11 protein-coding genes are annotated in these 13696 nt (G+C 33.4%); 6 read left to right on the top strand and 5 right to left on the bottom strand.

The features are described from left to right. Nucleotides 1-60: 60 nt before the first annotated feature. From VCM48_RS09885 to VCM48_RS09875, 3 genes are all read left to right on the top strand, one after another. Nucleotides 61-1398 (top strand): deoxyguanosinetriphosphate triphosphohydrolase, encoded by a 1338-nt coding sequence (locus VCM48_RS09885; RefSeq protein ID WP_482272221.1) that lies wholly within the window; start codon nucleotides 61-63, stop codon nucleotides 1396-1398. Nucleotides 1399-1514: 116 nt separating this feature from the next. Next, the gene (locus VCM48_RS09880) at nucleotides 1515-5456 is read left to right on the top strand and encodes a thrombospondin type 3 repeat-containing protein (RefSeq protein ID WP_482270398.1); all 3942 of its coding nucleotides are present in this window, start codon (nucleotides 1515-1517) and stop codon (nucleotides 5454-5456) included. Further along, on the top strand, nucleotides 5456-6157 hold the full coding sequence (locus VCM48_RS09875; RefSeq protein WP_482270397.1) for a hypothetical protein: 702 nt from the start codon (nucleotides 5456-5458) through the stop codon (nucleotides 6155-6157). The genes VCM48_RS09880 and VCM48_RS09875 overlap by 1 nt, the downstream gene beginning before the upstream one ends. Before the next feature lie 58 nt (nucleotides 6158-6215). Here the strand turns inward: VCM48_RS09875 and VCM48_RS09870 are convergent, their stop codons facing one another. Further along, a complete protein-coding gene (locus VCM48_RS09870) occupies nucleotides 6216-6788 on the bottom strand; it encodes a DUF3109 family protein (protein WP_408028688.1) in 573 nt (190 codons plus the stop codon). A 109-nt stretch (nucleotides 6789-6897) separates the two neighbouring features. Here VCM48_RS09870 and VCM48_RS09865 point away from each other — a divergent pair, with 109 nt between their 5' ends. From VCM48_RS09865 to VCM48_RS09855, 3 genes are read left to right on the top strand one after another with little or no spacing between them, the layout of a single operon-like run. Next, nucleotides 6898-7479 carry a MarC family protein gene (locus VCM48_RS09865; protein WP_274638803.1) on the top strand — a complete coding sequence of 194 codons (582 nt, stop codon included), beginning with the start codon at nucleotides 6898-6900 and terminating at the stop codon, nucleotides 7477-7479. 1 nt (nucleotide 7480) lies between these two features. Continuing rightward, nucleotides 7481-8095, top strand: coding sequence for an FAD-dependent oxidoreductase (locus tag VCM48_RS09860; RefSeq protein WP_482270396.1), 615 nt, complete (start codon nucleotides 7481-7483; stop codon nucleotides 8093-8095). A 16-nt stretch (nucleotides 8096-8111) separates the two neighbouring features. Continuing rightward, nucleotides 8112-9242, top strand: a complete 1131-nt coding sequence (locus tag VCM48_RS09855; protein ID WP_482270395.1) for an endonuclease — start codon at nucleotides 8112-8114, stop codon at nucleotides 9240-9242. 222 nt (nucleotides 9243-9464) lie between these two features. On the opposite strand, the gene VCM48_RS09850 is transcribed toward VCM48_RS09855, so the two are convergent. The 4 genes from VCM48_RS09850 to VCM48_RS09835 form a co-directional block, all read right to left on the bottom strand. Continuing rightward, nucleotides 9465-10211, bottom strand: coding sequence for a succinate dehydrogenase/fumarate reductase iron-sulfur subunit (locus tag VCM48_RS09850; RefSeq protein WP_274638800.1), 747 nt, complete (start codon nucleotides 10209-10211; stop codon nucleotides 9465-9467). Nucleotides 10212-10220: 9 nt separating this feature from the next. After that, nucleotides 10221-12236 carry a fumarate reductase/succinate dehydrogenase flavoprotein subunit gene (locus VCM48_RS09845; RefSeq protein WP_274638799.1) on the bottom strand — a complete coding sequence of 672 codons (2016 nt, stop codon included), beginning with the start codon at nucleotides 12234-12236 and terminating at the stop codon, nucleotides 10221-10223. 12 nt (nucleotides 12237-12248) lie between these two features. After that, on the bottom strand, nucleotides 12249-12926 hold the full coding sequence (locus VCM48_RS09840) for a succinate dehydrogenase cytochrome b subunit (protein ID WP_274638798.1): 678 nt from the start codon (nucleotides 12924-12926) through the stop codon (nucleotides 12249-12251). Between the two features lie 182 nt (nucleotides 12927-13108). Continuing rightward, nucleotides 13109-13693, bottom strand: a complete 585-nt coding sequence (locus tag VCM48_RS09835; protein ID WP_482270394.1) for an alpha-ketoglutarate-dependent dioxygenase AlkB — start codon at nucleotides 13691-13693, stop codon at nucleotides 13109-13111. Between the last annotated feature and the right edge of the window lie 3 nt (nucleotides 13694-13696).

The following is a 13696-nucleotide window of genomic DNA, read 5'->3' as shown; positions in this document are numbered from 1 at the left end:
AAGAGAAGTCGAAAGGCTTCTCTTTTTTAGTATTTTCGAAAAAATTTTTTACTCATAATGATGAACTGGGAACAACTCCTTTCTTTAAAACGTTTTGGTGATATCCAAAAACGCGAACGTGCAAAACAAGATGAAACTCGTTTAGGTTTTGAGGTAGATTTTGATAGAATCATATTTTCGTCAGCTTTTCGTAGCTTACAAGATAAAACACAGGTAATTCCATTATCAAAAACTGATTTTGTCCATACACGCTTAACACACAGTTTAGAAGTGTCAGTTGTTGGACGTACGTTAGGACGTAGAGTGGGTAAGGAGCTGTTAGAACGTCATCCACACTTAAAAGAATTAGGATATACTTTTAATGATTTTGGTGCGATTGTGGCTGCTGCATCTGTAATGCATGATATAGGAAATCCGCCATTCGGACATTCAGGAGAAAAAGCCATTGGAGAATACTTTAAAACAGGGAAAGGATTTCAGTATAAAAACAAATTAACCGATTCGGAGTATCAAGACTTAATAGATTTTGAAGGGAATGCAAACGGGTTTAAAATTCTTACAGAAAACAGAGAAGGAGTTCAAGGTGGCTTGCGTTTATCGTATGCAACTCTAGGAGCTTTTTTAAAGTACCCTAAAGAGAGTTTACCAAAGAAACCAACCAATCATATAGTAGATAAGAAATACGGCTTTTTTCAGTCAGAAAAAGATGCTTTTTTAGATGTAGCTCAAGATTTAGGTTTATTAAAAAAAGAATCTGAAGGAATTTCTTATTACCGACATCCGTTAGCGTATTTAGTAGAAGCGGCAGATGATATTTGTTATACAATTATCGATTTTGAAGATGGAATCAATTTAGGTTTAATTGAGGAAGATTATGCCTTAGAATACATGATTAAGTTGGTGAAAGATACGATTGATAGCAAAAAATATCATTCATTACAACACACTAAAGATCGGGTAAGTTATTTACGAGCTTTAGCCATAGGAGTATTAATTAATGAAGCAGTGACCATCTTTTTAGATAATGAAGAAGCTATTTTAAATGGAACATTTGACAAAGGATTGTTAGATAAGTGTAAATATGAAGCACAGATTAATGATATTATTAAAATAAGTGTTGATAAAATTTACAGAAGCAAAGAGGTTGTTGAAAAAGAAGTTGCAGGATATAAAATTATTGCAGATCTTCTAGATGTTTTTGTAACGGCTTTGAATAATAAGTTTGATAGTAGACAATCTAATTATGATAAGTTAGTATTGAATTTAATTCCACAAGAATACCAACAAGAAAAAGAGAGTTTATATGATAGAATTATGCAAATTTCAAGCTATGTTGCAGGTTTATCAGATGGATATGCTATACGTTTACACAGAAAAATAATGGGGAATATTAGTTAGAAAGTGTTAAATAGTTGGTTTTTTTGTTTAAAAAACAAGTGTTTGGTGTATTATTGCTAATAATAATTAGGGTAAATTAAAAATTATCTGTTATAGTATTCATCAACTACTTTATTATGAATAAAAAAATACTTTTTTTTAGCTTTTTAATTATAGCTATATGCAGTGTTGTTTTTAAAGTTTCAGTTAATAATGAGACGGAAATTGATAAACTAAGAAAGCAGCATGCAAAAATATTAAAAGAACATCCTTTTCAAAAAACAGGAAAACTTCCTAAGAAAAAAAGAAAAGCGCAAGGACTGCCCCCGAACGCTTATTTTGAGCAAAAATACTTGAATGAAATCAATCCTAGTACAGGAAGAACACACAAAGAAAATGTTTATAAACTTCAAGAAGAACTAAATAAACGAAGAATTGGACGAAAAGTACCTGGTGATGCCAATAATGCTTGGGTAGAAAGAGGACCAGATAATGTTGGAGGAAGAACACGAGCACTTTTGTTCGATCCAAATGATGCTACGAATGAAACTGTTTTTGCAGGAGGAGTTAGTGGAGGCTTATGGAAAAATACAAACATATCAAACCCAGATTCTAAATGGGTTCGTGTAGGAATACCTGAAAACTTAGCAGTATCATGTATAGCTGGAGATCCAAATGACTCAAAAACCTTTTATGTAGGAACTGGAGAGTCGTATGTAAACGGAGATGTGAATGGAGATGGTTTATGGAAATCTATAGATGGAGGAAATTCTTGGTCAAAGGTGCTAGGAGGAGTTACAGGAGAAACCTTTCTAGATACAAATTCTAAATTAACAGTTAATTCACCTGCCGAAATAGGAGGAGATTATATCTCAGTATTAACAACTGCTTTTGGAGGAGATATTACAACACCTATTACAAAAGATTTAGTTTTAGTAATAGATGGTACAGTTCCAACAGAAGATGGTTGTGATGCTATTACAAATGCAGCTGAATTAAATGGAAAAATAGCAGTTATTAGAAGAGGAACTTGTAATTTCTCAGTAAAGGCCAAAAATGCTCAAGATGCAGGAGCAGTTGCTGTAATCATAGTAAATAATGAAAACACAGCTCCTTTTAACATGGCAGCAGGTGATGGGTCGGAATCAGTAACTATTCCGGCAGTAATGATAAACCAAGAAATAGGTGATGCTATAATAACGAAGTTATCTACAGGTTCTGTAAATGGAACGTTAACAAAATTAAAAGAGGATGCTACGAATTCTACTATAGTTCCAGGAATACAACACATAAACGATATTGTAATAAGAAATAACTCTGGGGTTTCTGAAGTTTATGTAGCAGCAGGAGAAGCAGGGTACATGAGCACTGTCTCATTAGGAGGAGATAGCATTGGTGTTTACAAATCAATTAATGGTACGGACTTTATCAAAATAAACCTTCCAAAAACATCAGGGGGAAATCCCTATGAACCAAATAACTTAGAAGTTGCCTCAGATAACTCAATCTATTTAAGTACTACAAGAAGCTTTACTTTTGGAGATGGAGGAGGAGCTATTTTAAAGTCGACTGATGGAGAAAATTTTAGTTTAGTTCATTCTATTGAAAATGGACTTAGAACGGAAATAGCATTATCACCTACTAATGCAGGAACGGTATATGTTTTAGCAGAAGTTAATGATTCTGAAGCGCCAGTAAAAATTTTAAAAACGAAAGATAGCTTTAATACAGTTAATGAAACAACATTACCAAATGATGCGGATACTGATATAGAAGCTAATGATTTTACCAGAGGACAAGCTTTTTATGACTTGTTAATAAAGGTAGACCCTAATGATGAAAATACGCTATATGTTGGAGGAATCGATTTATTTAAATCTACTAATGGAGGGAATAATTGGCAACAAATTTCAAAATGGTCAAATAATAATGATTTAGCCTTATTAGGAGCTTCTTTGGTTCACGCAGACCACCATGGGTTGGCATTTGCTTCTTCTAGTAGAATGGTATTTGGTAATGATGGAGGAGTTTATTTTTCTAATAATTCAGGTTCTACGATAGATGCTAGAAATAATAACTATAACACGTTACAATTTTATACACTTGGTGTAGCACCTACTACAGCTTTTGATGGTAAAGAATATTTTTTAGCAGGAGCACAAGATAATGGAACTCAGTTAGTAGAGGAAGCGTCAGAAGGAGTTAATAGTTCTATTAGAGCTTCAGGAGGAGATGGAGCTGCTAGTTTTTTCGATACAGATGGAACAGATAAATACTTTATAACAAACTATGTATACAATCAAGCAATTTCATTGTATAATTATGCAACAAATAAATGGATAACCATTAATGATGAAAATGCTCGTAATGGAGATTTTATAAATCAAGAAGAGTTAGACTCTAACCTTAATATTTTGTATTCAAACTATTCTGCTTCTATAACTCCAGGGATAAGAAGGTACTCAAATATATTAACTGATGGTTCAGTTGAAAAGACTTTATTAACAAACGTATTAATGAATATAGGACCTTCTGCATTAAAAGTTTCACCTCACACGACTGCTTCTAGTAAATTATTTGTAGGGTTAAAAAACGGGAGATTACTTAAAGTAGAAAACGCAAATGTAGGAGTAGGAACGTGGTCTAATATTACAGGCCCTGACTTTGTTGGTTCAATATCAGATATTGAGTTTGGAGAAACAGAAAATCAAATTTTTGTTACAATGCATAATTATGGGGTAAAAAATATTTGGTATTCTAATGATGGAGGAGAAAATTGGGTAAGCAAAGAAGGTAATTTACCTGATATTCCAGTAAAAGCAATATTACAAAACCCATTAAGTAAAAATGAAGTAATTATAGGTACGGATTTAGGTGTTTGGAAAACGAATAATTTTAATGAGGCATCACCTATTTGGACACAGTCCTATAATGGTATGAGTAATGTTCCTGTTTTAGATTTAGATTTGCGAGATGATAATACTGTTTTTGCGGCTACTTATGGTAGAGGTGTTTTTTCAGGAAAATTTACTTTTGATGTTAATGGAGATGAAGATGGAGATGGTGTGTTGAACGGAGTTGACAACTGTCCTAATATAGCAAACCCAGATCAAGCAGATACCGATAATAATGGAATAGGAGATGTTTGCCAAGATACTGATGGAGATGGTGTTTTAGATATTAACGATAATTGTCCTGATAAAGCGAATCCAGATCAAACAGATACTGATAATAATGGAATAGGAGATGCTTGTCAAGATAGCGACGGAGATGGTGTAATGGATGATGTGGACAATTGTTCAACAACAGCAAATGCTGACCAAGCAGATGGTAATGCAGATGGAGTAGGAGATGTTTGTGATACTAGTTACAAGAATGCTGATAATATTTCGATCAAAACTACATCAGAAACATGTGCTGATGAAAACGATGGGAAAATCACTGTAAGCGTTAAGCAAACTTTTGTAAGTTATACTGTTACAGTAAAAGGAACCTCAACAGATGTATCTGAACAATTAACAACGGAGTCAATAACATTTTCAAACCTAGTACCTGATGTGTATGAAGTGTGCGTTAAGGTGAATGATAGAGATGATTATGTGCAATGTTTTGAAGTTCAAATAAAAGAAACAAGCACAGTTTCATTAAAAGTTGCTAAAAATAATGCATCGAAAGGATATACAATAAATGTTACATCGGGTACAGCTCCTTATAACGTTTATTTAAACGGAAACTTAATAGATACATTTAATCACTCAACGTTTGATATAAATGTTCAAAGGAGTGGTGTTTTAGAAGTTAAAACCGCTAAAGAATGTGAAGGAAAATTTAAAACAGTTATTGACAATATTTTCCTTAAGAAAAATCCAGTTTCAGAATCTATTGATTTATTAGTTCCTAACGATGCTGCCTCAACTATTGAGGTTATGGTTTATGATGTTACAGGAAAAGTTGTATTAAAAGACAAGGTTAACAAACAGGGTAATGAGTTATCTATTCCTTTCGATAAGTTTAAATCAGGAATTTATATCCTAAAACTAGGAACAGATGAAGTAAACACATTTAAAATATTAAAATAATGAAAAGAGTACTTAAAGCACTAGGATTATTTTCAACAGCACTTTTATTTAGTTGTGGAGGTGGAAGTAGTAATGATGGCGGAGGAGAGATTGCTAATGAAGCACCAACGAAGGTAACCCTAACTTACCCTACACAAAACTTACTATGTATTGATAATAGTATTCCTTTCGATTGGAATGATGCTACAGATCCAAATAATGACAACATTAGTTATAAAATAGAGATAGCAACTAATAGAGAGTTAACAAATATTATTAAAACTCAAACCGCAGTTGTGTCAAACATAACTATCACTTTAGATAAAGGACTGGCTCATTATTGGAGAGTAACAGCAGTTGATAGTAAAGGAAAAGAAGGAGATCCATCGGAGGTATTTGCCTTTTACACTAAAGGAGAAGGAGAAACAAATACTGCACCATTTACAGCTGAATTAGTAAAACCAGAGGATGAAGGAATTATATCTGGAACTACTGTAACCCTTGAATGGAAAGGAGCTGATTCAAATACTGGAGATACATTAACCTATGATGTATATTTTGGAGAAGATGCAGATCCAACAACAATAAAAGAAGAAAACTTAAGCACTACTAGTATAGAAGTGGATGTTGAAAGTGGTAAAACATATTACTGGAAAGTAAACACTAAAGATAATTCAGGTGCTAAGTCAATAGGACAAATTTGGAGTTTCACTATAAACTAAAAGAGTTTTTAAAATAAAAAAGCGATGCAAAATAGCATCGCTTTTTTATTTTATATAATTATTTTTTTAAGTGTTTCTCAGCTACTTTTTCAAGTTCGTCGTACCAGTTTTGTCCAAATTTTCTTATTAAAGCTTGTTTTACAAATTTGTATACAGGAACACTCAACTCTTTTCCTAAAGAGCAAGCATCATCACAAATTTCCCATTTGTGGTAGTTTACGGCAGCAAATTCACTATAATCTTTTACACGAACAGGGTATAAATGACAAGAAACAGGTTTTTTCCAATCCACAATACCTTGGTTATATGCTTCTTCAATGGCACATAAGGCAGTGCCCTTATCATCAAAAATAACATAGGCACAATCAGCATCATTAATTAAGGGAGTTTCTAGTTCACCAAAATCACTAGTAACCCAAGTACCTTGCTTTTCAATTGCTTCAATTCCTTCTTTTCGTAAAAACGGTTTTATCTTAGGGTAAATTTCCTCTAAAATTGTTGTTTCCTCTTTTTCAAGGGGTGCACCTGCATCACCATCTATACAACAAGCTCCTTTGCATGCAGATAAGTTACAGACAAACTCCTTTTCTATAAGGTCTTCTGAAACTATTGTTTTTCCTAATTGAAACATAATTTGTGTTTAAAATTGGAAGTTTGTATTAACTTCCCGTAAATTTAAATGCAAAAATACTAGATTGTAACATTACTTATATAATTTTGCACGCGAAAATATATCAACTATGGACTTTAACTTCAAAGAAATTTTTACTGCCTTTATGGTATTGTTTGCGGTAATTGATATTGTTGGAAATATTCCTATCATTATTGATTTACGTAAAAAAGTAGGACACATTCAATCAGAAAAAGCTTCTGTAATAGCAGGATTTATTATGATTCTGTTTTTATTCTTAGGACAGCGACTATTAAATTTAATAGGTATAGATGTACATTCATTTGCAGTAGCAGGTGCATTTATTTTATTTTTTCTAGCATTAGAAATGATACTAGGAATCACTCTTTATAAAGAAGATGATGAGGAAGCATTAAGTGCAACTGTTTTTCCTTTAGCTTTTCCATTAATAGCAGGCCCTGGTAGTTTAACAACACTACTTTCATTACGTGCAGAATTTAATCTTGAAAATATAATTGTAGCAGTTTTATTAAATGTAATCGTAATATACATTGTATTGAAAACTTCTACAAAAATTGAAAAAGTAATTGGACCAAACGGAATTAAAATTATTAGAAAAATATTTGGTGTAATTTTATTAGCTATAGCAGTTAAATTATTTGCAGCTAATTTTAAAATGTTGATAGCGTAATATGATTTTTGATGTACTTATTGTAGGAGGTGGAGTATCAGGTATGCAATGTGCCTTAGTTTTAGGTTCTGCACTTAATAAAGAATATGCTAAAGACAAAAAAGTAGGTATTATAATACATCAGCGTTCATCTCATCTACAAGATGCTCTTTTTAACAATGTTCTTGGTTTGGTTCCTGGAACTTTAGGAAAAGATATTTTAAAGGAAGGTAGAGGTCAGTTGGAGAAGTTATACCCTGAGGTATCTCAAATTGAGAATGAAAAAGTAATAGCTGTTTTTGAAGAGGAAAATAGGTACAAAGTTGTTACAAATAAAAATGAATATTACAGTAAAAATGTAGTTATTGCGCTCAATTATTCTAAACCTTTTGATATAGCAGGGTTAGAGCAATATGTAGAACGTCATATTCGTGCAAATGCAATGAAGGACAGAATACAACTACGTAATTTTAATCATTTAATTAAAGAAGGGTTATATGTCTGTGGAACTTTAGCAGGTTGGAGAAGTCAGTTTGCAATAGCAGCTGGTAGTGGAGCAAGTGTAGCGACAGATATTTTGACTATATGGAATGATAATGTACCTACCAAAGTACACGATAAACATAAAAAAGACTAATTATTTAATATAAATCATGAAGAAAGTAATAGGAGTAATAGCAATGTTAGCATTGTTTATTAACTGTGGGGGAAGTGACAGTGAAGTTGTACCAGCTGAAGATAAAGTTGTAGCTGTTGATGATTCTTTTGAAGCAGAAGAAAATAAAGAGACTGTATTGCCTAGTTTTTTGGTAAATGATACATATACATCTGGAAAGGTAAAAATAACTTTTGAGGCTTCCTCAGCAAGAAATGGAACCATTACACAAACAAATAATATATTTAAGTATAAACCTGCAACAAACTTTGTAGGAACAGATTCTTTTAAGTATACAATTTGTAGTACAATTACACCAAGTAATTGCTCCACTGCTACAGTAATTATTGATGTAATTGCTTCTACTAATGGAAATTCAGGAGGTTTCAATATTCCTTCTGAATTATCAGAATATTATAAGGACGTAGATTTCACTTTAACAGGAAGTTCTTTAAAAGATGTTTTAGCCACTGAAATTATAGATAGTCATACTACCTTCTTAGACTATACACCAGATGTTTGGAATGTATTAAAACAATCAGATTTAGACCCTACAGACAATACTAAGGTGGTTTTAATTTATGGTTATGACGATACAGATGGTAATTATGTAACAGATAGAACTCGTAGTAAAGAGACAAATGGCGGAAATACAGGAGACTGGAATAGAGAGCATGTGTTCCCAAAATCACTAGGAACGCCTGATTTAGGTACATCTGGTCCAGGAGCAGATGCACATCATTTAAGACCATCAGATGTGAGTTTTAACTCTCAAAGAGGAAATAAACTGTTTGCTACTGGTTCTGGAAATGCAGGAGATGTTTCTGGAAACTGGTACCCAGGTGATGAATGGAAAGGTGATGTAGCGCGTATGATGATGTATATGTACTTACGTTATGGTAGTCAATGTTTACCAAAAAATGTAGCTGTAGGATCTGTTGTAGCGTCAGATAGTAATATGGTTGATTTGTTATTAGAGTGGAATGCTCAAGATCCTGTTTCAGATTTAGAAATACAACGAAACAATATTGTTGCTAATGAACAAGGAAATAGAAATCCATTTATTGATAACCCTTACCTAGCTACAGTAATTTGGAGTGGTAATGAAGCTGAAAATACTTGGAAATAAAGTATAAGTAAAATTAAAAATGTAAAAGCCTGAGTATATACTCAGGCTTTTTTGATTTAGTAATAGATAGTCCCCCACAGATTATCATATTGTAATCATTGGTAACAAATGTAGCTTCTTTCTATTCTTTTAAATTAAAAAAAGGCATGAGTGTTTAAATATTAAGCATAAAAAAAACCGAAGCACTAGCTTCGGTTTTTTCTATATAAGTAAGGTTGTATTTTATCCTTTAAAACTCGCTTTTAAGAACTCAGAGTTCATACGAGCAATGTTTTCTAAAGAAATTCCTTTAGGACATTCAATTTCACAAGCTCCAGTATTTGTACAGTTACCAAAACCTTCTAAATCCATTTGAGCAACCATGTTTTTAACACGCTCAGTAGCCTCTACTTGACCTTGAGGTAATAAAGCATATTGTGATACTTTAGCTCCCACAAATAGCATTGCAGAAGAGTTTTTACAAGTAGCTACACAAGCACCACAACCAATACAAGTTGCAGCATCCATAGCTTTATCAGCATTTTCTTTAGGAACTAAGATAGCATTTGCATCTGTGGTGTTTCCTGATGTGTTTACAGAGATATAACCACCTGCTTGTTGAATTCTTTCAAAAGAACCCCTATCAACTACTAAATCTTTAATTACCGGGAAAGCAGCAGCTCTAAATGGCTCAATTGTAATCGTGTCGCCATCGTTAAACATACGCATGTGTAACTGACAAGTAGTTACACCACGGTCTGGTCCGTGTGCTTCACCGTTAATGTACATCGAACACATACCGCAAATTCCTTCACGACAGTCGTGATCAAATGCTACAGGTTCTTCACCAGTGTTTACCAATTGTTCGTTTAATACGTCCATCATTTCTAAGAAAGACATATGCTCAGAAATATCGGTCACCTTATATTCGACCATTTTTCCTTTATCACTTGCGTTTTTTTGACGCCAAATTTTAAGTGTTAAATTCATAATTCTCTCTTATTTGTATGAACGTTGTTTTAATTCAATATCGTTAAACTCTAATTCTTCTTTGTGTAAAACAGCATCAGCTGGTTCACCTTTATATTCCCAAGCAGAAACGTAAGCAAAATTAGCATCATCACGTTTTGCTTCTCCTTTTTGAGGTCCATCTAATTCAACAGACTCTTCTCTAAAGTGACCTCCACAAGATTCTGTTCTGTTTAAGGCATCTTTAGCGAATAATTCTCCAAGCTCTAAGAAATCAGCAACTCTTCCTGCTTTTTCTAATTCTGGGTTCATTTCATTCGCATCTCCTGGAACAGTTACGTTTTTCCAGAAGTCTTCGCGTAACGCTTTAATTTCAGCCATAGCTTCTTTTAAACCTTGTTCGTTACGTGCCATTCCACATTTTTCCCACATGATTTTTCCTAATTTCTTGTGGTAATAATCTACAGAATGTTCTCCTTTATTATTGATGAAGAAATCGATACGATCTTTAACCGCTTTCTCAGCTTCTTCAAACTCTTTAGTCTCAGTAGAAATTTTACCTGTACGGATATCGTTAGATAAGTAATTACCAATTGTATAAGGTAATACGAAATACCCGTCAGCTAAACCTTGCATTAATGCAGAAGCTCCTAAACGGTTAGCTCCGTGATCAGAGAAGTTTGCTTCACCAATAGCATAACAACCATCAATGGTAGTCATTAAGTTATAATCTACCCAAATTCCACCCATTGTATAGTGAGTTGCAGGATAAATCATCATTGGTGTTTTATATGGATTGTCATCAACAATCTTCTCATACATTTGGAATAAGTTTCCGTATTTAGCCTCTACTACTTTTTCACCTTCCTCAATAATTTTTTCTTGAGTAGGGTTTTTAATTCCGTGTAATTTACATTGCTCTTTACCGTAACGTTCAATCGCCGATTTAAAATCTAAGTAAACAGCCTCTCCTGTAGCATTTACACCGTAACCAGCATCACAACGCTCTTTTGCAGCACGAGAAGCTACATCACGAGGTACTAAGTTACCAAAAGCAGGATATCTTCTTTCTAAGTAGTAATCTCTATCCTCTTCAGCAATTTGAGTTGGTTTTAATTTTCCTTCTCTAATTGCTAATACATCTTCCATTTTCTTTGGAACCCAAATACGTCCATCGTTACGTAACGACTCTGACATTAGGGTTAATTTAGATTGATAGTCACCTGAACGAGGAATACAAGTTGGGTGAATTTGCGTGTAACAAGGGTTTGCAAAGAAGGCTCCTTTTTTATGAACTTTCCAAGCTGCTGTAGCGTTAGAACCCATTGCGTTAGTTGATAAGAAATACACATTTCCGTATCCACCAGAAGCAATTACTACTGCGTGTGCAGAGTGACGCTCAATTTCACCAGTAACTAAGTTACGAGCAATAATACCACGAGCTTTTCCATCAACAATTACCAAATCTAACATTTCATGACGATTGAACATTTCAATCTTACCACGAGCAATTTGACGGTTCATTGCTGAATAAGCTCCTAATAATAACTGTTGACCAGTTTGACCTTTCGCATAAAAAGTACGAGATACTAATACCCCACCAAACGAACGGTTATCTAATTGTCCACCATAATCACGAGCAAAAGGAACTCCTTGCGCCACACATTGATCGATGATGTTTGCAGAAACCTCAGCTAAACGGTAAACATTTGCTTCACGAGAACGGTAATCTCCACCTTTTACTGTATCATAAAATAAACGGTAAAAAGAATCACCATCTCCTTGATAGTTCTTCGCTGCGTTAATACCTCCTTGTGCTGCAATAGAGTGTGCACGACGAGGTGAATCTTGGTAAGCAAAAGCTTTAACGTTGTATCCTAATTCTGCTAAAGTTGCAGAAGCAGAACCACCCGCTAAACCAGTACCCACTACTATAACGTCAATTAAACGCTTGTTAGCAGGATTTACCAAGTCAATTTTATCTTTATAAGTTGTCCATTTATCTTTTAATGGACCTTTTGGAATTTTTGAATCTAAAGTTGCCATACTTGTTGCGTATTAGTGATTGAAATGATGAAATAATGCAATAATTACGAATCCTAACGGAATTAAGATTGCGTAAAGCTTACCAAAAGTTTTCAATCCTTTAGTATATTTATTATTTGCTCCCACAGATTGGAAAGCAGAATTAAATCCGTGTAATAAGTGTAATGCTAAGAATACAAAAGCAATTACATAAGCACCAACTCTAATAGGGCTTAAGAACTTGTGTTGTAATTCGTGGAAGTACCTAAACTCACCATCGTGTAATCCACTCCAATCACCTTGAATAAATTTGGTGTTGATTTCAGGAAACCAAAAATCGATAAAGTGTAATACAATAAATGCTAAAATAGCAGCTCCACTGTAAATCATGTTTCTACTCATCCAAGTAGAATTTGCAGCTCCGTTATTTTTAGCATAGCTAACTTTACGTGCACTTTTGTTTTTAATTTCTAAGATGAATCCCATTACAAAGTGAAACACTACACCAATAATTAAAACTGGTTGCATTACATATTGAATTAACGGATTCGTCCCCATAAAGTGCGACAATTTGTTAAATGTTGCTCCGTTATCTGGAAAAATCGAAGTAATGTTAATTGCAAAATGTTGTAATAAGAAAAACATCAGGAAGAATGCCGAAAGTGCCATGGCAAACTTTCTTCCGATAGAAGATTTTAGTAATCCGCTCATTATTTTGTTTGTTGATTAAATAATAGCACAAATTTAAGAGGATGACAGTACTTGAACAAACTTTACGAATTGTTTTCTTAAATATTTAGAATGGGTTTAAATAGCGCTCTAAAAAACTATTTTCTCTAATATTTACAGGGGAAAGAATGAGAGTGAGCTAATGGTTTTTGGTGTAAACACCTTTAAAAACCATATTTTCTAAACGTTAAATTAACTCTAGGTTTTAAATATTTAGGGTTTTCGGGTAAGCTATGTTCGTAGTATTCTTGACAGCCTTCTTCCATAACTAACAAACTTCCGTGCTTTAAAAGTATGTTGTTTTCAGCCATCGTTTTGTTTTCTCGGATATAAAATAAACGTTCTTCACCTAAACTAATTGAAGGAATAATATCAGTGTTTCCAAAAGCCATTTTATCTGAATGATAATCAATACCAGAGTTTCCATCAGGATAATAAATACAAACACAAGTTTTAAACTCCTGTTCAGTATGTTCTTCAATCTGTTTTTTTATAGGTAGCATATATTTTGGCCATACCATAACGTTTCCCCAAGCTGATTTTGGAAAAATATTTTTCTCTACCAAATCAGAGTCAACAAACATTAATTTACCAAAGTTGTATTTAACTACATCACCAGAAGGAAGTTTCATTTCCATCATATTTGTGAGGTCAGAGAGGCTTGTTAATTGCTTAAATAACTCTGTAGCATCTTTTTCAGTTAAAAAATTAGGGCTGTAACTGATAACATTGTTAATATTAGTTGACATTTT

Source organism: Tenacibaculum sp. DPLXC6 (genome assembly GCF_056815515.1).
Note: the sequence above shows the minus strand (reverse complement) of the source record. Positions and strands in the feature narration are given on the sequence as shown.